The sequence below is a fragment of the Waltera intestinalis genome (assembly GCF_009695995.1).
In the GTDB taxonomy this organism is placed as follows: Bacteria; Bacillota; Clostridia; order Lachnospirales; family Lachnospiraceae; genus Acetatifactor; species Acetatifactor intestinalis.
In genome coordinates, this window is the sequence record NZ_VUMU01000001.1 from 300,509 (window position 1) to 326,328 (window position 25,820).

Genomic DNA, 25,820 nt, shown 5'->3' on the forward strand with positions numbered 1-25,820 from the left:
ATGTTGTTTAATTATAGCAAAAATTATGGTATACTTTTTAATATGATTACATGTACCGGAGGATATTGTATGAGTACGAATGTTGACAAAACAAAAAAATCTCTTTTTGCGGGGAAAAAAGAGAAAGCTTCCAAAAAGAAGCCAAAACCTGAGAAAAAGGTAACAAAAGTACCGAAGGAGAAGGCTGTAAAGACAAAGACACCGAAGAAGACATCCGGCAGGAGCGGGAAAAGCTCCAAACTGTTCAGTATACGCAATAAGATCGTAGTATGTTTCCTGGTGCCGATCGTGTTCATGATCATTATCGGCATTTCGGCATACCAGAAGTCTGCGGAAGGCTTAAGTGAGAAATATACAGATTCCACGTTACAGACTGTGCGCATGGCAACGGAATATCTGGAGATGACTTGTGATTTTATCCGTTCCGAGGGCTTAAAGTATGCGTATGACGATGATCTTCGGAAATATTTCCTGGGAATGTTCGAGGAAAATCCGGTAGATAAGCTGAACTTCCTGACAGCTACGAAGTCGAATCTTTTATCGGTGCAGACGTCGAATCCGTTCATAAGTCATATGCACATTATTCCCAAGAAAGGTGTGGGACTTTTGTCTACCAAGCTTTCTTCCGGTGTGGATGGATTCCTGGATGAATATAAGGAGTCGGTAGCTTCCGGCGAAGGCAGAAGAAGCATCCCGCAGTGGATCGACAGTCATCCGGTGCTGGATGAAAAGGTAAACGAGACACAGCAGGACTACATAATGTCTTTCCAAATTATGAGCCAGTCTAACAATGCCTGCGTTGTTATTGACATGAAGCCTTTGGCTATTACGAACTTTTTGAAGGAGATCGATATCGGTGATGACAGTATCATTGGATTTATCACTCCGGGTGGAAGAGAACTGGTAGTGGAGCAGCTGGAAGACGGTGAAGAGAGTACTCTGGCTGAGGATGGGACTGTGTTCGTTGATCAGGAATTTTATAATGGGGTAATGGAGCAGGCAGTATCGGATTCCGGCACTGCGGAAGTGGAGTTCCGTGGAGAAAAATACCTCTTTATCTATAGCCGCAGTGCGGAAGTGGACTTTACCACCTGTGCACTGGTGCCTATGCGTGTGGTGACCAGCCAGGCTATGGAGATCCGTAATATGACCATTGGACTGGTGCTCCTGGCATGTGTGATCGTTGTGATCGTGGGTATCTTTATTACTGCCGGTATTGAGAATAACATGAAACGCATCTCCAGAAAGTTCGGTGATGTTGCACAGGGCGATCTGACCGTGACGGTATCTGCCAAGGGACATGATGAGTTCCAGGATCTGGCAGGATCTGCGACCAATATGATCACGAATACCAAGAAGCTGGTAAATCAGGTAAGCAATGCCACTGGAGAATTAGAAGTCTCTGCGCAGAATGTTGGACAGGCTTCCGAATTGATCCATGAATATTCCCAGGATATTACCAGAGCCATCGGAGAGATCAACGAAGGCATGGAAGAACAGTCCAGACACGCACAGGAATGTGTGAAGAAGACAGATGTCCTCTCCAATGAAATGCAGGAAGTAAGCCGCGTGGTAGAACGTGTTGAGAAACTGGTGGATGAGACCGAGGGTATGATCAACAAAGGAATGGAGATCGTACAGGTACTGGGTGACAGAGCCGGTGAGACGACTAAGATGACTGCAAAGGTAAGTGACAGTATCGAATCTCTTCGTAAGGAATCCGCGATCATCAACAGCTTTGTCGGTACGATCACGGAGATCACGGAGCAGACCAATCTGCTGTCCCTGAATGCTTCCATTGAGGCCGCCAGAGCGGGAGAGGCCGGAAGAGGTTTCGCTGTGGTAGCGGAAGAGATCCGCAAGCTGGCAGATGATTCCGCCAAGGCAGCCGGTGAGATCAGCAATAATGTTGCGAACATTACTGCACAGACGCAGAACAGTGTAGACAGCGCAAGCCAGGCACAGGCGATGGTAGAGCTTCAGACCAAGGCAGTGGACGAGGTAATTGCAGTATTCCGTGAGATGCAGGCTCGCATGGGGCAACTGATCGAGGGATTGAAGGATATTGCAGCAAGTACAGAAAAGGCTGATGGCGAACGTAGTGCAGCGGTAGCAGCAGTGAAGAATATTTCGGATATCATCGAAGAGACTGCAGGAAGTGCCGAGACTGTTAATGATGTGGCTAATAAGTTGCTTGAGCATGTAGAGAAGCTGAGCGATACGGCAAGTGTACTGGATGAGAATATGGAAGGCCTCAAGAAAGAGATTTCTGTATTCAAGATTTGATGACAGACATAGAACAGAAAGGAACTTTGGAGTTTTGTGCTCCGAAGTTCCTTTTTTGCTGCCAGGAATTGCCGGTTGTCCGGATGCATATATTTTCTGTGAAAGCAGTAAGCGGATGGATGAAAATGAAAAAAACGCTGGTGGGAATTCTGGTCTTTGATATGATCATGGGAATGTTATGCCTGTGGGCCGGAGGAAAACGTCAGGATACTACAGCACCTGCTTCGCAGGAAGTATCGACCGGGAAGATCACCGGAGAGGAAGATGTGGCGAAAAAGATTGCGCTGACGTTTGATGACGGTCCGCATCCGAGGTATACAGAACAGCTTTTGGATGGTTTAAAAGAACGAAATGTGGTGGCAACTTTTTTTGTGACCGGGGAGAACGCACAGAATTATCCCAATATTATTAGGAGAGAACAGGAGGAAGGACATCTGGTCGGAAACCATACGTACAGTCATATCCAACTCACCTCCGGGAACAGGGAAACGTTCCGGGAGGAACTGGTAAAGACCAATGAGATCCTGGAAAATATTACCGGGGAAAAGGTGAGCTTCGTTCGTCCGCCCTATGGAAGCTGGGACAAAAGTTTTGAAAAAGAATTAAATATGTTCCCGGTGCTGTGGAATATTGATCCACTGGACTGGTGCTCCCACAATGCAGAGTGTATTGCGGCAAAAGTGGTGGAAAATGCCGGAGACGGTGATATTATTTTAATGCACGATTATTATGATACTTCTGTGACTGCTGCACTGGAAGTGGTGGATGTTTTGCAGAAACGTGGATTCCAATTCGTAACAGTGGAGGAAATATTGTTTGACTGAAAGCTTCAAGTGTGCGTATAATTGTTATGGAAGTTACAGATGAGTTTGGAAACTGAGAAAGAAAACCTATGATAAAAATAGCATTTTGTGATGATGCTCTGTCGGTACTGAGAGAACTTGGTGCGCTGATGGACAAGTATCGGGTAGAACGGTATCAGTACGGCCATGGAAATCCGGCAGTATGATACTTCGGTAAAGATTATCTATCTGACATCTTCGGCAGAGTATGCTGTGGATTCTTATTCGGTAGGCGCTTATTTCTACCAGTTGAAGCCTATCTGGCAGGAAAGTTTTTACCGCCTGATGGATTCTGTACTTTCGGAATGCCACAAAGATAAGGAAAACAGCTTGATGATCACGAAGACTCTGACAGAACATGAGGATGGTCTGCATGCTCTTATGGTGATAGATATCGATAATTTCAAATCCATAAATGATGTATACGGTCATACTATCGGTGAGGAAAATCAGACCCCTGATCAGAAATTACAGGCTTTTGTGTGGTCATCCTCCCGTAATGTTACCAGCATGCTGGAGTTTGCACTGCCGGAGTTTGTTCATCTGAAGAAAGTAATCTCGGTGGAAGAGATCAGAGAGAACATGGGAGAGAAGACCGGCGAAGACATTCTGGGCCTGTTCGTGGATGTATCAGAATAAGAGGACGGAGGACAGGCACGCTGGCAGGAGCTTGGAGGATTACAGAGAGAACATGCGCTTTCCATGATCGCCATCTGCAAGGAAAGGAATCTTGCACAGATGAAATGTGCGTTGGAGACGGAAGGGATCCAGGATCTGCTGCTGGCCTCTCTGGAGGCAAATGTACTGAAGTGGCGGTTGAAGATTTGGACGCAAAAATAGAAACAGAGGATGTAATCATATGGATTTATTTGAATATATGCGAAGTACCAATATGGAAAAAGAGGCTCCTCTGGCGGCGAGAATGCGTCCCCGGACACTGGATGAGGTCGTAGGGCAGGAACACATCATCGGTAAGGATAAGCTGTTGTACCGCGCCATCAAAGCAGACAAGATCAGCTCCATTATTTTCTACGGACCGCCCGGCACTGGCAAGACGACGCTGGCGAAGGTCATTGCCAATACCACCAGTGCGGAATTCCGGCAGATCAATGCCACGGTAGCCGGTAAAAAGGACATGGAAGAAGTGGTGGAAAAGGCTAAGGAACTGCAGGGAATGTACGGAAAACGTACGATCCTGTTTATCGATGAGATCCACCGTTTTAATAAAGGACAGCAGGATTACCTGCTCCCGTATGTGGAGGACGGTACGATCATCCTCATTGGTGCAACCACAGAGAATCCTTATTTTGAAGTGAACGGAGCTCTGATCTCCCGCTCGGTGATCTTTGAATTAAAGCCGATTCCAAAGGAAGCGATCAAAGAACTGTTAAAAAAAGCGGTCTACGATACGGACCGCGGAATGGGTGCCTATAACGGAACCATAGATGAAGATGCGTTAGATTTTCTCGCGGATATCTCCGGTGGAGATGCCAGACACGCGCTGAATGCCATTGAACTGGGAATTATGACTACTGAACCTTCCGCTGACGGGAAGATTCACATTACTCTGGATGTGGCACAACAGTGTATTCAGAAGAGAGCAGCACGATATGATAAAAATGGTGACAATCATTACGATACCATTTCCGCATTTATCAAAAGTATGCGGGGGTCTGACCCGGACGCGGCGGTATATTACCTGGCGAGAATGTTGAATGCAGGAGAGAGCGTGACTTTTATCGCAAGACGTATCATGATCTGTGCTTCGGAGGATGTGGGAAATGCAGATCCACAGGCACTGCTGGTAGCGGTAAATGCATCTCTGGCGGTGGAACGGGTAGGTATGCCGGAGGCACAGATCATTTTGGCTCAGGCAGTAACCTATGTTGCCACAGCGCCTAAGAGCAACCGCAGCTATGAAGCGGTATCTCAGGCAATGCAGGAGGTACATGCCACCGGAGATCTGCCGATTCCGACACACTTGCAGGATGCACATTATAAAGGAGCAGCAAAATTGGGACATGGCACAGGATATAAATATGCACATGATTATCCGAATGATTATGTGGAACAGCAGTATCTGCCGTATGAACTGAGCGGCAGAGAGTTCTACCAGCCATCCGGCAACGGCTACGAAGTGAAGATCCGCGAACACATGGCGAGAATTAAAAAAGAAGCCGCGGAATTAAAATAATTCCTTGATCAAGTATTTGTAGATTTCCTGGTTTTTTTTCTGCCAGTTGTCGCAGATGGCTGCGGCGGTTTCTTCCACAGGTACGGAGAGAGTAATGTCTACCAGGCTGATACCTCTGTCTTTTGCCACGAGGTGAGCTTCGTATTCGCCGGAAGTGGATTTATAATAATCTCCGAGAACAGATACTTCATTTCGAAGTGTGAATTCGTTCTCGCGGAAATAGGTATCGATTTCCTGCTTGATCGTATCGCCGATGCGGTTTTCGAAGAAATTCAGAGTTTCTTTTCCTTCGGGAGTGATGGACAGATGCGTACGGTTACGGATGGATTGCGTGGCGATCATACCGGCATCGGTCAATTCGTTGATCACCTGCTGCAGCGTCAGGAAGTTGGTATATTCTTTTCCTAAAATGAAATCGCTGACCTGCGCGGCTGTGAGAGGGAAGGTGACACGATTCAGCATATAGAGCACAATGAGTTTATATAGGGTAAGCGGATCTTGTAACATAATGTCATAACAGCCTTTCTTATACAATCTTGTATTACGATCTTATATTTGATACAGGTCACCCTGACGGATGCCCTGTTTTTTCATGCGATGATGCAAAGCATTTAACACCCCACGTTTATCCAGGCTCCATTTCGGAGCGATCAGCAGATCCTTCGGCCCATCACCGGTGACACGGTGGATCACAATCTCCGGTGACAGATGAGCCAGACAGGAGATGACCAGATCCAGGTAGGCATCCAATGTCAGAACCTCAAATTTCCCGGCAACGTAATCCTCGGCCAGGTCCGTGTCTGCCAGAACATGAAGTAATTGCAGCTTGATGCCGAACGGAGAGATACGGTTCAGATAATTTATGGTCTGAAGAACCTGTGTATCAGACTCCCCGGGAAGCCCCAAAATCGTGTGAACAATGATGGGAATCTGTAGCGTCCTCAGATCAGCACAGGCTTTTTCGAAGCAGGATAAAGGGTAGCCTCTGCGGATATAGGAAGCGGTCTCTTCATGAATGGTCTGAAGACCAAGCTCGACCCAGAGAAATTTATCATGGTATTCTTCCTTCAGGCGAGAGAGCAGTGCCAGTACCTCCGGTCCCAGGCAGTCCGGTCTCGTGGCGATGGAGATACCGCAGATGTCCGGATGATCCAGGGCAGAACGATAGACCTCTTCTAAATACGGGAGAGGTGCGTAAGTATTGGTATATGCCTGAAAATAAGCGATCAGATCCTGTCCGATGGATTTATTGCCGAAGTTGGAAATGCCTTCCGCAATCTGTTCTTCCATCGATTTGCCGAGGATGTCTACGGCAAAATCGCCGCTGCCGCCGCGACTACAGAAGATACAGCCCCGAGTGTCCAGGGTGCCGTCCCGATTGGGACAGGACATCCGGGCATTCATGGCTATTTTATAACATTTATGGTGAAACGTATTTTTACAATAGGAATCCAGAGAGTAGTAGGGTTTACCGTGCCAGTCTCTTGCTATGTTTGTCCGTTGCATCAGTGAATATGACTTTTCACAGCGTCAGCCACAACTTCGGCTACCTGAGGATCGAAAGCTTCCGGCATAATATTGTCGTCAGACAGCTTGTCTGCGGGAACCAGGCCGGCGATGGCTTCAGCAGCGGCCAGTTTCATTTCCTCTGTGATCTGGGTAGCGCGGCCTTCCAGAGCACCCTTAAAGATACCGGGGAAAGCTACCACATTGTTCACCTGATTGGGGAAATCACTGCGTCCTGTTCCAACGACACGGGCACCTGCAGCTTTGGCTACATCCGGCATGATCTCGGGAACAGGATTCGCCATGGCAAACAGGATGGAATCGTGATTCATGGAAGCCACCATTTCCGGAGTGACAATGTTTGGAGCGGATACACCGATAAAGATATCGGCTCCCTTCAGAGCATCTGCCAGAGATCCGGTTTCGTTGTTTAAATTGGTTACTTCCGTCATTTTTTTCTGCATCCAGTTTAAACCTTCGGTGTCCCTGGAGACAATGCCTACTTTATCGCACATGATAATATTGGGGAATCCATAGGTCAGAAGCAGCTTCGTAATAGCTACACCGGCGCTGCCGGCACCGTTTACCACGACACGGCAGTCTTCTTTTTTCTTGCCGACTACCTTCAGGGCATTGATCACACCGGCGAGAACAACGATAGCGGTACCGTGCTGATCGTCATGAAATACCGGAATATCCAGAATCTCCTTCAGACGTTCCTCAATCTCAAAGCAGCGGGGAGCGCTGATGTCTTCCAGATTGATGCCGCCGAAGCCGGGTGCCAGATAAGTTACGGCTTTGATGATCTCTTCGGTGTCCTGGGTATCCAGACAGATGGGAACTGCATTGACATTGCCGAATTCCTTGAAGAGGACTGCCTTGCCTTCCATAACGGGCATTGCCGCATAGGGACCGATATTACCGAGACCGAGAACCGCACTTCCGTCGGAGACAACAGCAACGGTGTTGGCTTTCATGGTATATTTGTAAGCGGCTTCTTTGTCCTTTGCAATTACTTTGCAGGGTTCCGCAACACCGGGAGTATAAGCGATCGCAAGATCTTCACGGGTCTTGACGGGAGTCTTGGAGACGGTTTCCAGTTTGCCGTTCCATTTTTCGTGCATCAGTAATGCTTTTTCGTTGGTTGTCATGACAATACCTCTCTTAATTGTATTAATAGTTGATCTGTCATACAGATTTCTGTGTTTGACAGCTATTAGTAATGATATAATAGAATCGATGTCTTAGCAAGGATTTGTAAAAAAATAATTTTGGGACTTCCTATTTGAAAAAAAATCTATTATAATAGACGCAGATGTTGTTTTTATATCTTTTTAATTCATCATACATCATAGGTAGATCAAGATGTAAATCCCCTTAGTTAACAGTTTTATGGACAATAATGTAAGAAATAATAGAGGAGGAATTTATGAGAGAAAAATATGAATCATTGCCGTTAGTTCAGTTAAAAGAACTGGCAAAAGTACGCGGTCTGAAGGGTACTTCTACGATGAAAAAAGCAGAGCTGGTAGAAGCTATGCTGGCAGAGGATGAGCGGCTGAAAAAAGAGGAAGAGGCTAAAGCAGCAGAGCAGAAGCAGGAGTCTGCGACAGAGACCGTCAGAAGCGAAGAACCGCAAAAGCAGGAGAGATCGGAACGTCCTGTCAGACAGGAGAGGATTTACAGACCGGATCGCAATTATCGTGGGGAGAGTGCGGAGAACGTAGGCGTGCGGAGCGAAGCCTACACCAAAGAACGTACTTTCAATCCCAATAATGTGGCATATGATGAGAGTCAGTATCCCAAGGAACTGGACAGCGGTATCGAAGCCAGCGGTATTCTGGAAGTCATGCCGGATGGCTATGGATTTATCCGTTGCGAGAATTATATGCCCGGTGAGAATGATGTCTATGTGGCACCCAGTCAGATCCGCCGTTTCGGACTGAAGACAGGAGATATTCTGAAGGGTAACAAGCGGATCAAGACCCAGCAGGAGAAGTTCAGTGCGCTTTTGTTTGTTAAGAGCATTAACGGATATACCGTAGAAGAATCCTCCAAGAGAATGGCATTCGAAGATATGACTCCGATCTTCCCCGATGAGCGGATCAAAATGGAGACTCCCGGCTGTAGCATTGCTATGAGAGTTATGGATCTGGTGAGTCCCGTCGGTAAGGGACAGCGTGGTATGATCGTATCCCCGCCCAAGGCAGGTAAGACAACGCTGTTGAAGGAAGTGGCAAAATCTATTCTGCGCGGCAATCCCAAGATGCATATGCTGATCCTGCTGATCGATGAGCGTCCCGAGGAAGTTACCGATATTAAGGAAGCGATCCACGGAGATAATGTGGAAGTGATCTATTCCACTTTTGATGAACTTCCTGAGCATCACAAGAGAGTATCCGAGATGGTGATCGAGCGTGCAAAGCGTCTCGTTGAACATAAAATGGATGTCGTGATCCTGCTTGACAGTATCACCCGTCTGACCCGTGCATACAACCTGGTGGTTCCTCCCAGTGGACGTACTCTGTCCGGTGGTCTGGATCCTGCAGCACTCCATATGCCCAAGAGATTTTTCGGTGCAGCCCGTAATATGCGTGAGGGCGGAAGCCTGACAATTCTGGCGACCGCACTGGTAGAGACCGGAAGTAAGATGGATGATGTGGTATATGAGGAATTCAAAGGTACCGGTAATATGGAAATGGTTCTGGACAGAAGACTGTCCGAGAAGCGTATCTTCCCGGCGATCGACCTTGCAAAGTCCGGCACCAGAAGAGAAGACCTGCTGTTAACTCCGGAAGAGATGGAAGCCATCAATATCATGCGTAAGGCACTGAATGGACTGAAGCCGGATGAGGCAACCGACCGGATTCTGGATATGTTTGCCCATACACGAAATAATGTGGAATTTGTGAACATGGTGAAGAAAAATCACTTTATTTAATTATCGCAAAAAATGTTAAAATAAGTCTTGCACCGTATCTCCTCTTATGGTACAATAATACCGCTGTTTGTGGTTCCATAAGCAGTGAGGATGAGAACAAGAACTTATACACGACATTTTTATAGAGAGGTGAAAGAAATGAAAGAAGGAATCCATCCCGCTTACTACCAGGCAACTGTAACCTGCAACTGTGGTAACACATTTGTAACCGGCTCCACCAAGCCCGAGCTTCACGTAGAAGTTTGCTCCAAGTGTCATTCATTCTACACTGGCCAGCAGAAGTCTGCAAGAACCGATGGCCGTATTGATAAGTTCAATAAGAAATACGGTGTTAAATAAGATTGCAAGCGAACGGTTGAGGTATTCTTATCTCAACCGTTTCTTGTCGTACAGAAAGTGCTTTCCTATACGACAAAAAGGATTCTGTTTTATATTGCATTACGAGGACAAAGTTTATGGCTAGAAGGAAAAGTCGTTATTCCGGAATCGGCGGTCAGGCTGTACTGGAAGGCGTTATGATGAAAAATAAAGAAAAATACGCGGTGGCGGTCCGTAAGCCAGACGGCGAGATTGAAGTGGAAGTTGAGACTTATCAGGGGCTGGCTCACGGCAGTAAGATCAAGGAGCTTCCCTTTATCCGCGGTATTTTTAATTTCCTGGATTCTCTGCTCCTGGGAACCAGGGCGTTAAATTATTCTGCTTCCTTTTATGAAGAGGAGGACAGTAAAGAGACAAAGTTCGATAAAGCAATGGATAAAATGAGCGGCGGTAACGGAGAGAAATTATTATCCGGAATAGTGACGGTGATCTCTGTCGTACTGGCAGTGGGACTCTTCATTGTACTTCCTTATTTTATTTCATCTCTGTTTGAGAGCTTTATCCGCAATCGTTCTCTGATGTCGATCATCGAGGGTGTGATCCGTATTGCCCTGTTTTTACTGTATGTATGGGGCATCAGTGCCATGAAGGATATCCGCAGACTGTATCAGTATCACGGTGCGGAACACAAGTGTATTAACTGTATCGAAAAAGGCAGACCCCTTACGGTGCACAACGTGATGCATAGCTCCAGGCTGCACAAGCGTTGCGGAACCAGCTTTATTTTCTTTGTTATGCTGGTAAGCATTGTGCTGTTTTTCTTTATTCAGGTGGACAATGTAGCGGAGAAGGTGATCCTTCGTATTCTGCTGATGCCTGTTGTGGCAGGAATCTCTTACGAGATCATCCGCCTGGCAGGGCGCACGGACAATATCTTTATTAAGATTCTGTCGGCTCCCGGTATGTGGATCCAGCGTATGACCACCAAGGAGCCGGATGAGAGCATGGCAGAGGTAGCTATTGCATCTGTAGAAGCAGTATTCGACTGGAAGAAATATTTACAGGATACCTTCGGCTACGAAGTGGACGAGAGCTGGATGAAAGATGAGGCTTCCGTAGAGCCGGAGGATTAAGATGACCTATCGGGAATGTTACGAACAGGGCTGCCGCACCTTACAGGCAGCGGGAATCGAGGAAGCTGCACTGGATGCGAGACTTTTACTGGAAGCCGTGTGCGGTACGGACCGCAACGATCTGCTGGTGCACGGCGAACAGCAGGTGGCACCGGAAGCGGAAGAAAAGTATCTGAACTGGATCCGTCAGCGCGCGGAGCATATTCCTCTGCAGCAGCTGACTGGTGAACAGGGTTTCATGGGGCTGACTTTTAACGTCAATGAGCATGTGCTGATCCCGAGGCAGGATACCGAGATTCTGGTGGAGGAGGTCCTTAAGGAACTCCATGACGGGATGCGTGTGTTAGACATGTGTACGGGATCCGGATGCATTCTGTTAAGCCTGCTGCATTACAGCAATGATTGTGAAGGACTGGGTGTGGATCTGTCAGCTGAGGCACTTGAAGTGGCAGGACGGAATGTCTTGAAGGTGCTTACCCCGGAAAAAGCGGAGCATGCGCATTTTTTACAGAGCGATCTGTTTGAAAAGGTGGAGGGAAAATTCGAGATCATCGTGTCGAATCCGCCTTATATCGCCAGTGCGGAAGTGGAGAAACTGATGCCGGAGGTACGGGATCATGAACCCAGGATGGCACTGGACGGTACAGAGGATGGTTTATATTTTTATCGCCGTATCATCGAAGAAGCAGGAAAACATCTGGTGAGCAGTGGAATGCTCTTTTTCGAGATCGGATATGACCAGGGACAGGCTGTATCGGAGCTGATGCGCACCGAAGGGTACTGCGAGGTACAAGTGGTGCAGGATTATGCCGGTCTGGACCGGGTAGTACTAGGGACTTATGTTGAGAGGAATTAGTTATGTTTGACAAGTTAGAAGATTTATTGATTCGTTTTGAAGAGATCATGGGCGAACTGCATGAGCCCACGGTCACGAATAACCAGGAACGTTTCCGCAAGCTGATGAAGGAGCAGAGTGATCTGACTCCCATCGTGGATGCGTATACAGAGTACAAAAAGTGCAAACAGGATATCGAAGATTCTCTTTCCATGCTGGAAGAGGAAAAAGACGAAGAAATGCGCGAGATGATCAAGGAGACGTTAAACGACAGCAAGAAGCGCGTAGAAGAGCTGGAGCAGGAGCTGAAGATCCTGTTACTGCCCAAGGATCCTAATGATGACAAGAATGTAATCGTGGAGATCCGTGCCGGCGCCGGCGGTGATGAGGCTGCACTGTTTGCAGCGGAGATTTATCGTATGTATGTGCATTATGCCGAGAAGCAGCGTTGGAAGGTAGAGCTGATCAACGTGGATGAGATCGGCATCGGCGGTATGAAAGAAGTACAGTTCACCATCAGCGGGCAGGGTGCTTACTCCAAGATGAAGTATGAGAGCGGTGTACATCGTGTACAGCGTGTGCCGGAGACCGAGAGCGGCGGACGTATCCACACCTCCACCATCAGTGTAGCTGTTATGCCGGAGGTGGATGATGATATTGATATCGTCATCGAGGACAAGGATATCCGTATTGATGTCATGAGAGCATCCGGTAACGGCGGTCAGTGTGTCAACACTACCGACTCCGCAGTACGTCTGACTCACTATCCTTCCGGAATCGTGGTATACAGCCAGACCGAGAAGTCTCAGATCCAGAACAAGGCGAAAGCGTTCGCACTGTTAAAGTCCAAGCTGTATGACATCGAGCAGCAGCAGAGACACGACGCGGAAGCAGAGATGCGCCGCAGCCAGATCGGTACCGGAGACCGCTCCGAAAAAATCCGTACCTACAACTTCCCCCAGGGTCGTGTCACCGACCATCGTATCGGTCTGACCCTGTATAAGTTAGACAAGATCATGAACGGAGATATCGAAGAGATCATCGACGCCTGCATCGCAGCCGACCAGGCAGCCAAGCTGGCTAAGATGAATGAGGAATAAGAGAAGAAAATGATGAAGGGCGGACTTTGGCGGTGCCAAGGTTCGCCTTTTATGATATAATGAGCGCAAGTGAGCCAATATGCTTGCATAATTGGCGAACGGCGAATTTGATCATGATCGTTGCGAAGCAACGGTAAGCACCGTAGGTGCGAATCATGATATAATAAAGAGAAGCAGCAAATATGAACAAAGGAACAGTAGAAGGAGAAAAAATCAAATGACCATAGCAGAAGCAATACGTGAATATGTCAATGAAACCGAAGGTCTGGAGCTCTATGAGCAGGAGCCGGAAAATGGCTTGGGAATTCTGGTAAAAGGTGACAATTCCTATATGGAAACGATCATGGATCTGACCAGATATTTCGACGATCACGATGTGGATGATGTGAACATGGAACTGGAAGGCATGTACGTGGAATGCCAGGGGGATGATGTTATTGTATTTTTCCCTAATATTGAAGCCTGACGTATTGATCCTGGATGTTTACAGACGGAAATAGAAAACGGAGAGTTAAACAGTGAAAAAACATATTTTGTGCATCGGAGATTCCAATACCCATGGGCTTTGCACCGATCCGTCGGAGAGTGCCGACCACGGCAGCAGATATAATGAAGAGGAACGTTGGACTTGTCTGTTACAGAAAGCACTGGGAGCGGAATATCTGGTCATTGAGGAAGGCTTAAGCGGCAGAACCTGTGTGTATGATGATCCGGACATGGATTCGGTAAATCTGCTACCGGTATTGCATGCCCTGTTGAACAGCCACGAGCCGTTAGACCTGCTGATCCTGATGTTAGGTACCAATGATTCCAAAGTGAAATTCAATACGGATGCGAAGAAGATCACGAAAGGCATGCAGATCCTTGTGGAAGAGGCAAAATCTGTTCCCTGCTGGGGGAAGAACGGACCGAAGATCCTGATCGTGGCGCCGGCTCCCATCGAAGAGGGTGTGATTTATCCTGATTTTAATGAAAAAAGCGTGGAGACAACGAGGGCACTGGCAAGAGAATATGCTTTGCTGGCAGTGGCTGAGAGGACGGATTTCTTAGATGCGGGAGGCTGTGAACTGACGAAGGCGGATCATGTGCACCTGACAGCGAAGGGCCACAGACAGATGGCAGAGCGGATGGAGACCGCCGTGCGGGACATTCTTGGGAAAACGGCACCGGAGGCAGTGGAAGAGAGGAGAGAGTGACGGGATGGAGGAGATCGTAACGGCAAAAGAGGCAGACCTGCCCCGGATTCTGGAGATCTATGACATCGCCAAAGCTTACATGCGGGCAAACGGCAATCCGAACCAGTGGAACGGTGCCTACCCGGATCCGGAGACGCTGCGGACAGACATAGAGAAACAGCGGCTGTATGTATATAAGAAGGACGGAAGGATACATGGGGTATTCATGCTTTTGCTGGAGGAGGAACCAACCTATGCCTATATTGAGGATGGCAGCTGGCGGGAGGAGACCCCTTACGGCACGATCCATCGCCTGGCAGGAGACGGGGAAGTAAGTGGCCTGTTTGCAAAATGTGTTGCTTTTTGTGAGAGCAAAGTGAAATATCTGCGGGCCGACACCCATTTCGATAATCACACCATGCAGCACTTATTGGAGAAGAACGGCTTTGAACGCAGAGGCATTATTTACCTGAAAAACGGAGATCCACGCATCGCCTATCAGAAATAATGCACAACACCTGACCGATTTCCTATGAGCAATATTCACGAAAATAATCAGAAACGCCGAAAGATACTGACATTTCGGCGTTTTTTCTGTTAAAATATGGGTATACTATTGGTAGTAAACGGAAATTGTGTTTTCAATTTTCTGCAATGGGCAGAGGAAAGGAAGGTTAAGGTGTTTCAGAAGGGCGAACGTGTAGTATGCGGCAGTAAGGGAGTCTGTGTGGTGGAAGAGATCACGACATTAGACATTGCGGGAGTGGATAGGAAGAGAGAGTATTATATTTTAAAACCTCTGTATCTGTCCTCCAGCACGGTATATATTCCGGTGGATACGGCGGAAGGTTCCATGCGTAAGGTGCTTGCGCACGAGGAAGCGGAGAATCTGATCCACAGGATCCCGGAGATCCCGCTGATCACCATTGCCAATGATAAACTGTTAGAGCAGGAATATAAGAATTGCTTAAAGACCAGCAGCTGCCAGGACCTGATCCGGATCATCAAGACGATCTATTTAAGAAAACGTGCCAGAGAGGAAGCCGGACGCAAGGAGACAGCAGTGGACGCCAGATATTTCCGCATCGCGGAGGATCATCTGTACGGAGAACTGGCGGTGGCACTGGATATGTCCAGAGAAAATGTGGAAAGCTATATAAATACCTCTTTACAATCCGTGTGAAAAGGTCTATGATATCAACATAAGTCCTAAAGCAACAGATTTTAAGATCAGAAAACGTTGAAGAGAAGAGTAGGACGCATAGAAAGGTACCAGAGAGAACCGCCTTGTGATTATGTACAAGTGCTGTGAGCGGTTTTGCCGAATGCGGACGAAGACCATCTCCGAGTGGCTTTAATACAGCCCGGCAGCTCCCGTTACGAGTAAATGAGTGGCAGTTATTTTATATAATTGCAATCAGGGTGGAACCGCGTGTGATACGTCCCTTGCAGATTGTTGCAAGGGACTTTTTTGTGACTATTCAGCAAAGCTCTGAAAGAGCGATTTCGCAAATGGAGGTTCTGAATAGTTTAGAAAACAACAAAAAGGAGAACGAAAATGGTAAATTTTAAGGAAGACGAAAGACTGTCAACTCTCAATCATTCCTGCGCCCATGTCATGGCACAGGCAGTAAAGCATCTGTACCCTCATGCAAAATTCTGGGTAGGACCTGTGGTAAAGGAAGGATTCTATTATGATATCGATCTCGGCAACGATGTGGTCAACGATGAAGTGATCGCTGCCATCGAAAAAGAGATGAAGAAGATCTGCAAGGAAGGCAAGAAGATCTACAGAAGAGAAGTCTCCAAGGCAGAAGCTATGGAAATGTTCAAGGACGATATGTACAAGCTGGACCTGATCAGCAATCTGGAAGACGGCAACATCACAGTATACGATCAGGGAGATTTCACCGATCTGTGCCGTGGACCTCACGTAGACAACACCAAGCTGTGTAAGAACTTCAAGCTGGTAAAACACTCCGGCGTTTACTGGAAGGGCGATGCCAGCAACCACGTGATGCAACGTATCTACGGTGTCTGCTTCCCTACCGCAGAGGAACTGGAAGCGCATCTGAAGGAGTTAGAAGAGGCCAAAGAGCGTGACCACAGAAAGATCGGTAAGGAAATGGAGCTGTTCATGTCCGATGATCTGGTAGGCCGTGGTCTGCCTATGTTCCTTCCCAAGGGTTACACCGTATGGCAGGAGCTGGAGAATTATATTAAGGACAAAGAGAGAAGACTGGGATATCTGCACGTTATGACTCCCTGCGTCGGTACTGTAAATCTGTACAAGACCTCAGGTCACTGGGATCACTACAAGGAGAACATGTTCCCTCCCATGGAAGTAGAAGGAGAGTCCTTCGTACTGCGTCCCATGAACTGCCCTCACCACATGATGATCTACGCTAACACACAGCACTCCTACAAGGATCTGCCCATCCGTATCGGTGAGATCGCGCATGACTTCCGTTTTGAAGCCAGCGGTACCCTGAAGGGTATCGAGAGAGGCAGACATTTCTGCCAGAATGATGCCCATCTGTTCGTAACACCGGAGCAGATCGAGTCCGAGTTCTCCAAGGTAGTAGACCTGATCTTCAATACCTACAAGGATTTCGGTATTACCGATTACAGATGTGTCCTGTCTCTGAGAGATCCGGAGGACAAGGTAAAATATCACGATGATGATGAGATGTGGAACAATGCGGAGAATGCTCTGCGTAAGGTTCTGAATGATCTGGGCATCGAGTACACCGAGGAGATCGGTGAAGCTGCATTCTACGGACCGAAGCTGGATGTAAACGTAAAGCCCGCTGTAGGTAATGAGTACACCCTGTCTACCTGTCAGCTGGATTTCTGCCTGCCTGCTAAGTTTAATCTGACCTATGTGGACAAGGATGGACAGAAGAAGACTCCCGTGGTCCTGCACAGAGCAATCTTAGGATCTCTGGACAGATTCATGGCTTATATCCTGGAGGAGACCAAGGGTAACCTGCCTCTGTGGCTGGCTCCCGTACAGGCAATGATCCTGCCGGTCAAGAACGACGACGAGGAGCTGAATGCCTATGCGCATGATCTGTACGGTTATCTGCTGGACAATAACATCAGAGTAGACATCGATGAGCGAGCAGAGAAGCTGGGCTACCGTGTAAGAGAAGCACAGGTGAAGAAGATCCCTTACCTGATCATCTTAGGAAAACAGGAAGCACAGGACGGCACCGTAAGCTATCGTCTGCATGGACAGCAGAACACCACTACCGTATCTAAGGATGAGTTCCTTGCCATGCTAAAGGATGAGATCGCAACCAAGAAGCTGAGCAAGTAATTTGGCAGTCAGATAAAAGAAAAACATGAAAAAGCGTCACTTCCCATAGAAATGGGGGTGGCGCTTTATTTATTTCTTATGGGCAACGAGATGAGCCAGTGGCATCTCGAATTTTATAAAAAAACCAGTAAAAGGAATAAGAATTTCAAATCTGCACAGACTATCCATGACGCGTGGTGGGACTGCAACTGCTCTTTTGCCGCGTGTCCTCTTTTAAAATTTTAAAATCAAAAAAGAAGATGAGACGCCGCAGAAAGCGGCAGAAGGCGAGGGAAACATGGCAGATTTAAAATGCGTTGTGGAAAATTGTACCTATAATAAGGACTGTCTGTGCAGCAAGGGAGACATCATGGTGGGCGGCAAGCACGCTTGTGACTGTGACGGCACCTGCTGTGAGAGCTTTGCGCAGAAGAGAGAGGGAAGAGAATCTTTCAGTAATTCCCTGTCTCATCCAAGTCATACGATCAGCATCGACTGTGAGGCGGTAAAATGTATTTATAACAGCAATTACAAGTGCGTGGCGGATCATGTGGATATCAAGGGCTGCGGAGCCTGCGACTGCAGAGAGACCGCCTGTGCTACTTTTTCGGAAAAGTAAATCACGGAAAAGAAAATCAGTATTCCGGCTTGACAAATGTTCCGAAACTGCGGATAATAGAGCAAGTAATCGGATTCGGCGGGAGACCGCCGGTACATAGAATACAGTAAGCTGAAAAAATGTAATATTATTGTAAAAACGGGGTTGACATCAGAAAAACTTCGTGGTATTCTATTTAAGCGTGTGAAGAACACGATACAACAAGCAGAGTATCCACTCTCACCTTACGGCGCAGGCTGGTAAGCGTTCAGATTTTTCATAGACAGAGAACTCGTTTGGAATTTATTTGAATGAGGGCAGTCCGTGAAGGGAACAGGTGGATAGTTATGCTACCTGCTTTTTTTATTGTTTAACACATTTTCTTATGGAGGTACACAACCATTAGCGATTTAATGATTAATGAACAGATCAGAGACAAAGAAGTACGACTGATTGGAGAAGACGGAGAACAGCTTGGAATCGTTTCTTCCAGAGATGCCCTGAAGATGGCAGAGGAAGCCGGACTCGACCTGGTGAAGATTGCTCCTACGGCAAAGCCTCCTGTTTGTAAGATCGTGGATTACGGTAAGTACAAATACGAGCAGGTGAGAAAAGAGAAGGAAGCAAAGAAGAAGCAGAAAGTCATCGATATCAAGGAGATCAGACTTTCCCCCAATATCGATACCAACGATCTGAACACCAAGATCGGTGCAGCCAGAAAGTTCCTGACTAAGGGAGACAGAGTGAAGATCACCCTGAGATTCCGCGGCAGAGAGATGGCACACATGAACAACAGCAAGCATATCTTAGATGATATCGCGCAGAGCCTGTCCGATATTGCGGTAGTGGAAAAAGCTCCCAAGGTAGAAGGCAGAAGCATGACAATGTTTTTAACTGAGAAGCGTTAATTCGTACAGTTAAAAAGTGTCGGATTCCGACACGATAGATTAAGTAAAGTTTAGGAGGAACTCGTTATGCCCAAAATGAAGACAAGCAGAGCAGCAGCTAAGCGCTTTAAAGCAACAGGAACCGGTAAGTTAAAGAGATCTAAAGCTTACAAGAGCCATATCTTAACCAAGAAGTCTACCAAGAGAAAACGTAATCTGAGAAAGCCTGCAATTACGGATGCAACTAATGTTAAGAATATGAAGAAGATTTTACCTTATTTATAATTCAGGCGAGGAGGAAATAAGACATGGCAAGAATTAAAGGTGGCTTAAATGCCAAGAAGAAGCACAATAGAGTATTAAAGCTTGCAAAGGGCTACAGAGGCGCAAGAAGCAAGCAGTACAGAGTAGCAAAGCAGTCTGTTATGAGAGCTCTGACCAGCTCTTATGCAGGTAGAAAAGAGAGAAAGCGTCAGTTCAGACAGCTGTGGATCGCTCGTATCAATGCAGCAGCCAGAATGAACGGTTTATCTTACAGCAAGTTCATGTACGGTCTGAAGCTTGCAGGCGTTGATATGAACAGAAAGATGCTGGCAGACCTGGCAGTTAACGATGCAGAAGGTTTCAAGACTCTTGCAGAGCTGGCTAAGTCCAAGATCGCGTAAATAATAGCAACTGTTAAGGCTGGACACATTATCTTCGGATGGTGCGGACGGCCTTTCTTTTTTGTAACTATTTGGAAGGAGACCATTATGATAAATCCCGGAATGATGATGAAACTGATGAATGCGAAGAATACCTTCGAGAGTAATCATCCCAAATTTGCAGCGTTTGTAAGCAGATTTTTTATGGGTGGAGCGATCACGGAAGGAACCATTATCGAGATCACGATCACAAGACCCGGTGAAGAGCCCGTGTCCACGAATCTGAAGGTACAGAAATCCGATCTGGATCTGGTAGAGGAGCTTAAGAATCTGAGATGAAGATAATATTTTTTGATATTGACGGAACCTTAATATGCGGAGGAAGTGAACTGATGTCAGAGAGCACGAAGGAAGCCATCCGCATCGCCAGATCCAACGGTCATATTTGCATGATCAACACCGGGCGTACGAAACGGCTGGTAGGGGAAAATCTTACCGGACAGGTGGAATTCGACGGATTGTTATTGGGCTGCGGAACGGAGATTGAATATCATGGAAAACAGCTGATGCACAAGACATTTTCCATGGAGGAGTCTAAGGCAATTCTGACAGCCATGAAAAAGTATCATGTGGATGCCGTCCTGGAAGGCAGCAGGGAAGACTATGCTCCCAGAGGAGAAGAAGTATTTACCGAGACTTTCCGTCATATGGCACGTGAGATTGAAAATCGGAAATACGATCGTTATGCCAATGCACCGGGCAACTACGATAAATTATATGCTTATGCAGAGACTCCGGCGGGAATGGTCGGAATGAAGCATGACCTGTCGGAAATACTGGATTTTATCGACAGAGAACAAGGGTTTTACGAGATTGTTCCCAAAGGATATTCCAAGGCAACAGCAATCCGTTACATTACGGACTATTTGAAGATCTCCATGGAAGACACTGTGGCCATCGGAGACAGCAATAACGACTTGCCGATGTTAAAGTATGCCCACACCAGCATTGCCATGGGTAATTCCAGTAAACAGGTGTTGGAAACAGCAGATTATATCACCACGGACGTGGATAAAGACGGCATTTGGAACGCTCTGAAGTGGTTGGGAGTGCTGGATAATTAGAATGATAAAAATAGTAAAAATTAGGACTGGTAAAATAAAGGAACATGGAGTATAATATCTTATGTTCCTTTGCAGATATGGTTCATCGGTAGAACGCTAGCTTCCCAAGCTGGAAAGGCGGGTTCGATTCCCGTTATCTGCTTATTGTATATATGAAAAATGCGCAAAACCTGTTGAATGGGTTTTTGCGCATTTTTAATTTGCAAAACAGTCCGCCCCAGATTGTTTCCTTGACAGAAAAATGACAAATACTTATACTGAAAGTGCACTTTGTTCTCTATAAAAGCGCAGAAATGAGGAAATGAAAATGGGTGTTTTATCGAACTTAGAACCGAAGAAAGTATTTTACTATTTTGAAGAGATCACGAAGATCCCTCACGGCTCCGGCAATGTGGAGCAGATCAGCGATTTCCTGGTGGAATTTGCGAAAGCACATAAGCTTTTCTATATACAGGATGCTATGAAAAATATCATTATGGTCAAGGAGGCAACTCCCGGATACGAGAAGGAACCGGTGGTGATCCTGCAGGGACATATGGACATGGTTGCGGTGCAGACACCGGATTGCACCATGGATATGAAGACGGAAGGACTGAAAGTAGGGATCAACGGAGACAGCATCTATGCGGAGAATACCAGCCTCGGCGGCGATGATGGTATCGCTGTGGCTTATGCACTCGCATTATTGGATTCTGAGGACATCAGGCATCCACGTTTGGAAGTCATCATTACAGTGGATGAGGAAGTCGGTATGGACGGAGCCAGAGAGATCGACCTGTCTATGTTACAGGGACATCGCATGATCAATCTGGATTCCGAGGATGAAGGCATTTTCCTGACCAGCTGTGCCGGCGGTGCCAGAGTGAACTGCCGCTTTCCGATGAAAAAGCAGGAGCTTACGGGCGTGTGCTATGAACTGGAAGTCTCAGGTCTCTTAGGGGGACATTCCGGCGGAGAGATCCACAAGGAAAGAGGCAATTCCAATTGTATCCTGGGAAGACTTCTGTGGAAGCTGTCTGAGAAAATGCCCGTAGGACTGGTATCTGCGGACGGAGGGCTGGCAGACAATGCCATTCCCAGACAGACGAAAGCGGTTGTCGTAGTAGAGGAAAAAGATACAGAAAGCTTAGCGCAGCAGGTAGCAGCTTTGGCAGCAGAACTGGCTGACGAACTTGCCACCAAGGATCCGGACGTAAAGGTAACTGCGAAAAGGTTAACAGACGCTATAGAGACAATCACCTGTGCCGCACCGGAAGAGACAAAAAGAGTGGCAGCCTTTTTACAGGCAACGCCCAACGGTGTACAGGCGATGAGCGCAGATATGCCGGGGCTGGTACAGACTTCTCTGAATCTGGGTATACTGAAAGCAGATGCGGAAGTTTTACGGGCAGAGTATTCTGTCAGAAGCAGCGTGGAAAGTGAGAAGGATAACCTGATCGCAAAGCTTTCTGCACTGGTGGAACTGACAGGCGGCGATTACGTGGTGACCGGAGATTATCCCGGTTGGAAGTACCGCGTCCATTCTCCACTGCGGGAAAAAATGGTGAAACTGTATGCGGAAATGTACGGCAATGAGCCCAGGGTGGAGGCTATCCATGCAGGATTGGAGTGCGGACTGTTAGGCAGCAAAATTTCAGACCTTGACTGTGTATCCATGGGACCGGATATGAAGGACATTCATACGACAGAGGAGACCTTAAGCATTTCTTCCACGAAGAGAGTGTGGGAGTATCTGGTAAGGGTTCTGGAGACGAAGGACTGACTGAATTTGAGTAACAGAAAGTCCAGAGAATCAAATAAGATAGAAACAATCGAAAAATGTAAAGAGTTAGCAAATAGAAAAAGCTAAAATATAAATAACGTTGGAGGAAATACACTGTCACGGCGGTGTCAATAAAAAAATGAGCGATAAGATTTTATTCCAGTGTGACTATAATGAGGGAGCGCATCCGAAGGTGCTGGAGCGTCTGGTGCAGACCAATATGGAGCAGACACCGGGCTACAGCGAGGATAAATACTGCGAAGAGGCGCGCGAGAAGATCCGTAAGGCCTGTGGGGATGACAGTCTGGCAGTCCATTTCCTGGTAGGCGGAACCCAGACCAATGTCACCGTGATCAATGCAGCACTTCGCAAGCACCAGGGCGTGCTTTGCGCTGTCACAGGACATATCAATGTCCATGAGACCGGTGCGGTGGAAGCTTGCGGACATAAGGTACTGGGACTGCCCAGTCCTGACGGTAAGATCACGGCAGCGCAGGTAGCAGAGGCTTACGAAGCCCATATTCAAAACGACAGCTTTGAACACATGGTACAGCCGAAAATGATATATATTTCGAATCCCACGGAGGTTGGAACTATTTACAGCAAAGCAGAACTGACTGCTCTGTCCGAGACCTGCCACAAATACGGACTGTATCTGTTCTTAGATGGCGCCAGACTGGGCTACGGACTGGCAGCGCCAGACAATGATCTGACATTGCCGGATATCGCGGCGCTTTGCGATGTCTTTTACATTGGTGGAACCAAGGTCGGCGCATTGTTTGGAGAAGCAGTAGTGATCAAAAACCCGGAGCTTGCACAGGATTTCCGATATCTCATCAAGCAGAACGGCGGCATGCTTGCCAAGGGAAGACTGCTGGGTCTGCAGTTTGACGCTCTTTTCACTGATGGTCTCTATCAGGAGATCTCCGCCCATGCCATTGCCATGGCGGAGAAGCTGCGGGAAGCATTTACGGCAAAGGGTTACACTTATCTGGCACCCAACCGGACGAACCAGATCTTTGTCATTGTGCCGGATGCACACCTGGCAAAGATTTCAGAACAGTTCGGGTACAGCTATGATCAGCGGATCGATGCCACACACAGTTGCGTGCGATTCTGTACCGGCTGGGCCACGAGGGAAGAAAATGTGGATGCACTGATCCGGTGCGTGGAAAAATTATAATATGTTTAGAAGATTCCGCAAGCCGGGAAAGGTTTGCGGAATTTTTTTGCAATTACCATTACTAAAAAAATGTGGTTGGTTACGCGCTTAACCTTTGTGAAAATTATATTTCTATTGTAATATTGAACTAGAATATAAAAATCCGTAATCAATGAGGTATAGAACAGAGGAGAAAACACATGAATAAAGAAATGACCGTAAATGGGAAAAGCTATACAATAATTAAATTGCTGGGAAAGGGGAAAGGTGGATATTCTTACTTGGCAGAGTCTGGAAATAACAGGTATGTTTTGAAGCAGATACATCATGAACCTTGTGATTATTATCAGTTCGGAAACAAGCTTGAGGCAGAAATCAGGGATTACAGGAAATTAAAAGAAATCGGAATAAAAATGCCAGTCATGCTTGAAACAGATGTGAAAAATGAACGCATTTTAAAGGAGTTTATTGACGGTGACACGATCTATCAGTTGGTTTTAGAAGACAAGATGAAAACTGACTATATCGAGCAATTGCATAGAATGTGTGCACTGTTATATGCTGCCAATACGAATATTGATTATTTTCCAACGAATTTTGTTGTACATAACGAAGAAATATATTATGTGGATTTCGAGTGCAATGATTACATGGAAGAATGGAATTTTGAAAACTGGGGTGTAAAATACTGGTCAAAGACACCGGAATTTTTGCAGTATGTGAAAGAACATTCATGACATGTCTTTCCATGTAAAGAAGCTATGCCGGAAGCGTTACAAAAAGTGAATACCGGATTGCAACATGAAACGTAACACAAAAAAAGTCCTTGAAAATCAAGGACTTTTTTAATGAATCGGAGTGGCGGGATTCGAACTCGCGACCTCCGCCTCCCTAAGACGGCGCTCTAACCAAGCTGAGCCACACCCCGTAACGAAGACTATCATAGCATAGAATTTTATAAAAAGCAAGCCATTTTTTAAATTTTTCAAATTTTTTCTACAATTTTCCAAAGCAGCAAATAAAATACAAAACAAAAAACGTCAAAACCTCGTAAAAAGATTTTGACGCCTATACATGAATCGGAGTGGCGGGATTCGAACTCGCGACCTCCGCCTCCCTAAGACGGCGCTCTAACCAAGCTGAGCCACACCCCGAAACGCAAGTAAGATGATACCATGGAATTTTACAAAAAGCAAGAGTTTTTTTATAAAAAGTTAATTTGCCCATTTTGAGTCTATTGTCGTACAATATAATGAGTATAAGGAAATCAACATGTTTACATGATTGACGAACGACAACCTTAGCGAATAATATCCTGTGAAGCTAATACATAAAAACAGTGGAGGACAGGCTATGACCAATACAACGAAACTGGCACTGGAAGCAGCTTTGAAAAAAGAACTTCTCACGAAGTCTCTGGATAAGATCACCATTAACGAACTTGCAGAGGACTGCGGTATCAGCCGCATGGCTTTCTATTATCATTTCAAAGATATTTACGATCTGGTAGAGTGGGTTTGTGTGGAAGACGGCACGAAGGCACTGCAGGGGAAGAAGACCTACGAGAACTGGCAGGAAGGCTTCTGTCAGATTTTCGAGGCAGTGCAGGAGAACAAACCTTTCATTATGAATGTCTACCGCTGCGTGGATCGTCAGAAGATCGAAAGCTACTTAAACAAGTTGACCTACCAGCTCATTGCGGACGTGGTGGAGGAAAAATGCACCGGCATGCAGATAGCGGAGGAGCACAAGGAATTCATTGCCGGATTTTACAAATACGGTTTTGTGGGTGTGATGTTAGACTGGATCGATCGGGGAATGAAGGACGATTATCATAAGATCGTTGAAGAGCTGGCAATCACTCTTTACGGAAATATCAGCCGCTCCATCGAGAATTTTGAGCACACGGAAAAGAAATTCTGAAATAGTACTGAAATAGTATAAGTACTTTACAAAAAGGGCAGGATGATAAAAACTTTATCATTTGCCCTCTTTTGTAAATTGGTTTTCTT

General features: G+C 46.6%; 28 protein-coding genes and 3 tRNA genes. 26 read left to right on the plus strand and 5 right to left on the minus strand.

What is annotated here, in order from left to right; all coding sequences use genetic code 11:
* Window positions 1-69 precede the first annotated feature (69 nt).
* From FYJ59_RS01435 to FYJ59_RS01455, 5 genes are all read left to right on the plus strand, one after another.
* Window positions 70-2,286 (plus strand): methyl-accepting chemotaxis protein, encoded by a 2,217-nt coding sequence (locus FYJ59_RS01435; RefSeq protein WP_154494961.1) that lies wholly within the window; start codon window positions 70-72, stop codon window positions 2,284-2,286.
* Window positions 2,287-2,405: 119 nt separating this feature from the next.
* Window positions 2,406-3,110 (plus strand): polysaccharide deacetylase family protein, encoded by a 705-nt coding sequence (locus FYJ59_RS01440; protein ID WP_235897871.1) that lies wholly within the window; start codon window positions 2,406-2,408, stop codon window positions 3,108-3,110.
* A 165-nt stretch (window positions 3,111-3,275) separates the two neighbouring features.
* Window positions 3,276-3,767 carry a diguanylate cyclase domain-containing protein gene (locus tag FYJ59_RS14020; RefSeq protein WP_235897872.1) on the plus strand — a complete coding sequence of 164 codons (492 nt, stop codon included), beginning with the start codon at window positions 3,276-3,278 and terminating at the stop codon, window positions 3,765-3,767.
* Window positions 3,768-3,830: 63 nt separating this feature from the next.
* Entirely contained in the window at window positions 3,831-3,968 is a 138-nt protein-coding gene (locus FYJ59_RS01450; protein ID WP_154494962.1) for a hypothetical protein, read from the plus strand.
* A gap of 19 nt (window positions 3,969-3,987) precedes the next feature.
* On the plus strand, window positions 3,988-5,322 hold the full coding sequence (locus FYJ59_RS01455) for a replication-associated recombination protein A (protein ID WP_154494963.1): 1,335 nt from the start codon (window positions 3,988-3,990) through the stop codon (window positions 5,320-5,322).
* Here the strand turns inward: FYJ59_RS01455 and FYJ59_RS01460 are convergent.
* From FYJ59_RS01460 to FYJ59_RS01470, 3 genes are read right to left on the minus strand one after another with little or no spacing between them, the layout of a single operon-like run.
* Window positions 5,314-5,829, minus strand: coding sequence for a DUF4364 family protein (locus tag FYJ59_RS01460; RefSeq protein ID WP_154494964.1), 516 nt, complete (start codon window positions 5,827-5,829; stop codon window positions 5,314-5,316). The two genes, FYJ59_RS01455 and FYJ59_RS01460, sit on opposite strands and share 9 nt — an antisense overlap.
* 42 nt (window positions 5,830-5,871) lie before the next feature.
* Complete coding sequence (locus FYJ59_RS01465) at window positions 5,872-6,828, minus strand: TIGR01212 family radical SAM protein (protein WP_154494965.1); 957 nt, start codon at window positions 6,826-6,828, stop codon at window positions 5,872-5,874.
* Window positions 6,828-7,979 carry an NAD(P)-dependent malic enzyme gene (locus FYJ59_RS01470; RefSeq protein ID WP_154494966.1) on the minus strand — a complete coding sequence of 384 codons (1,152 nt, stop codon included), beginning with the start codon at window positions 7,977-7,979 and terminating at the stop codon, window positions 6,828-6,830. Before FYJ59_RS01470 ends, FYJ59_RS01465 begins: the two co-directional genes overlap by 1 nt.
* Before the next feature lie 278 nt (window positions 7,980-8,257).
* Between FYJ59_RS01470 and rho the strand changes: the two genes are divergently transcribed.
* From rho to FYJ59_RS01570, 20 genes are all read left to right on the plus strand, one after another.
* On the plus strand, window positions 8,258-9,769 hold the full coding sequence (gene rho, locus FYJ59_RS01475; protein ID WP_154494967.1) for a transcription termination factor Rho: 1,512 nt from the start codon (window positions 8,258-8,260) through the stop codon (window positions 9,767-9,769).
* A 138-nt stretch (window positions 9,770-9,907) separates the two neighbouring features.
* Window positions 9,908-10,108: a 50S ribosomal protein L31 gene (gene rpmE / locus FYJ59_RS01480; protein ID WP_022153877.1), complete on the plus strand. Its 201-nt coding sequence runs from the start codon at window positions 9,908-9,910 to the stop codon at window positions 10,106-10,108.
* 116 nt (window positions 10,109-10,224) lie between these two features.
* Window positions 10,225-11,220 (plus strand): DUF1385 domain-containing protein, encoded by a 996-nt coding sequence (locus FYJ59_RS01485; RefSeq protein ID WP_154494968.1) that lies wholly within the window; start codon window positions 10,225-10,227, stop codon window positions 11,218-11,220.
* A gap of 1 nt (window position 11,221) precedes the next feature.
* Window positions 11,222-12,076 (plus strand): peptide chain release factor N(5)-glutamine methyltransferase, encoded by an 855-nt coding sequence (gene prmC, locus FYJ59_RS01490; protein WP_154494969.1) that lies wholly within the window; start codon window positions 11,222-11,224, stop codon window positions 12,074-12,076.
* A 2-nt stretch (window positions 12,077-12,078) separates the two neighbouring features.
* Complete coding sequence (prfA, locus tag FYJ59_RS01495; RefSeq protein WP_117465028.1) at window positions 12,079-13,155, plus strand: peptide chain release factor 1; 1,077 nt, start codon at window positions 12,079-12,081, stop codon at window positions 13,153-13,155.
* A gap of 217 nt (window positions 13,156-13,372) precedes the next feature.
* Entirely contained in the window at window positions 13,373-13,621 is a 249-nt protein-coding gene (locus FYJ59_RS01500; RefSeq protein WP_154494970.1) for a hypothetical protein, read from the plus strand.
* A 52-nt stretch (window positions 13,622-13,673) separates the two neighbouring features.
* On the plus strand, window positions 13,674-14,351 hold the full coding sequence (locus FYJ59_RS01505) for a GDSL-type esterase/lipase family protein (protein ID WP_328597185.1): 678 nt from the start codon (window positions 13,674-13,676) through the stop codon (window positions 14,349-14,351).
* A 4-nt stretch (window positions 14,352-14,355) separates the two neighbouring features.
* Window positions 14,356-14,838 (plus strand): GNAT family N-acetyltransferase, encoded by a 483-nt coding sequence (locus FYJ59_RS01510; protein ID WP_154494971.1) that lies wholly within the window; start codon window positions 14,356-14,358, stop codon window positions 14,836-14,838.
* Between the two features lie 171 nt (window positions 14,839-15,009).
* Window positions 15,010-15,513, plus strand: coding sequence for a CarD family transcriptional regulator (locus FYJ59_RS01515; protein WP_205839422.1), 504 nt, complete (start codon window positions 15,010-15,012; stop codon window positions 15,511-15,513).
* A gap of 375 nt (window positions 15,514-15,888) precedes the next feature.
* Window positions 15,889-17,652 (plus strand): threonine--tRNA ligase, encoded by a 1,764-nt coding sequence (gene thrS / locus FYJ59_RS01520; RefSeq protein ID WP_154494973.1) that lies wholly within the window; start codon window positions 15,889-15,891, stop codon window positions 17,650-17,652.
* A gap of 277 nt (window positions 17,653-17,929) precedes the next feature.
* Window positions 17,930-18,250, plus strand: coding sequence for a DUF1540 domain-containing protein (locus FYJ59_RS01525; protein ID WP_154494974.1), 321 nt, complete (start codon window positions 17,930-17,932; stop codon window positions 18,248-18,250).
* A gap of 392 nt (window positions 18,251-18,642) precedes the next feature.
* Window positions 18,643-19,137 (plus strand): translation initiation factor IF-3, encoded by a 495-nt coding sequence (gene infC / locus FYJ59_RS01530; protein WP_022153560.1) that lies wholly within the window; start codon window positions 18,643-18,645, stop codon window positions 19,135-19,137.
* A gap of 66 nt (window positions 19,138-19,203) precedes the next feature.
* A complete protein-coding gene (gene rpmI, locus FYJ59_RS01535; RefSeq protein ID WP_022153561.1) occupies window positions 19,204-19,401 on the plus strand; it encodes a 50S ribosomal protein L35 in 198 nt (65 codons plus the stop codon).
* Between the two features lie 23 nt (window positions 19,402-19,424).
* On the plus strand, window positions 19,425-19,781 hold the full coding sequence (gene rplT, locus FYJ59_RS01540; RefSeq protein ID WP_022153562.1) for a 50S ribosomal protein L20: 357 nt from the start codon (window positions 19,425-19,427) through the stop codon (window positions 19,779-19,781).
* Window positions 19,782-19,868: 87 nt separating this feature from the next.
* The gene (locus FYJ59_RS01545) at window positions 19,869-20,099 is read left to right on the plus strand and encodes a hypothetical protein (RefSeq protein WP_022153563.1); all 231 of its coding nucleotides are present in this window, start codon (window positions 19,869-19,871) and stop codon (window positions 20,097-20,099) included.
* Window positions 20,096-20,884 carry an HAD family hydrolase gene (locus FYJ59_RS01550; RefSeq protein ID WP_154494975.1) on the plus strand — a complete coding sequence of 263 codons (789 nt, stop codon included), beginning with the start codon at window positions 20,096-20,098 and terminating at the stop codon, window positions 20,882-20,884. Before FYJ59_RS01545 ends, FYJ59_RS01550 begins: the two co-directional genes overlap by 4 nt.
* 71 nt (window positions 20,885-20,955) lie before the next feature.
* A tRNA-Gly gene (locus FYJ59_RS01555) sits at window positions 20,956-21,026 on the plus strand.
* 165 nt (window positions 21,027-21,191) lie between these two features.
* A complete protein-coding gene (locus FYJ59_RS01560) occupies window positions 21,192-22,646 on the plus strand; it encodes an aminoacyl-histidine dipeptidase (protein WP_154494976.1) in 1,455 nt (484 codons plus the stop codon).
* Between the two features lie 139 nt (window positions 22,647-22,785).
* Window positions 22,786-23,829, plus strand: coding sequence for a threonine aldolase family protein (locus FYJ59_RS01565; protein WP_154494977.1), 1,044 nt, complete (start codon window positions 22,786-22,788; stop codon window positions 23,827-23,829).
* 179 nt (window positions 23,830-24,008) lie between these two features.
* Window positions 24,009-24,545 carry a BUD32 family EKC/KEOPS complex subunit gene (locus tag FYJ59_RS01570; RefSeq protein WP_154494978.1) on the plus strand — a complete coding sequence of 179 codons (537 nt, stop codon included), beginning with the start codon at window positions 24,009-24,011 and terminating at the stop codon, window positions 24,543-24,545.
* Between the two features lie 116 nt (window positions 24,546-24,661).
* On the opposite strand, the gene FYJ59_RS01575 is transcribed toward FYJ59_RS01570, so the two are convergent.
* Window positions 24,662-24,736: transfer RNA gene (locus FYJ59_RS01575), tRNA-Pro, on the minus strand.
* Between the two features lie 151 nt (window positions 24,737-24,887).
* Window positions 24,888-24,962: transfer RNA gene (locus FYJ59_RS01580), tRNA-Pro, on the minus strand.
* A 199-nt stretch (window positions 24,963-25,161) separates the two neighbouring features.
* Between FYJ59_RS01580 and FYJ59_RS01585 the strand changes: the two genes are divergently transcribed.
* Window positions 25,162-25,731, plus strand: a complete 570-nt coding sequence (locus FYJ59_RS01585; protein ID WP_154494979.1) for a TetR/AcrR family transcriptional regulator — start codon at window positions 25,162-25,164, stop codon at window positions 25,729-25,731.
* The last annotated feature ends 89 nt before the right edge of the window (window positions 25,732-25,820 follow it).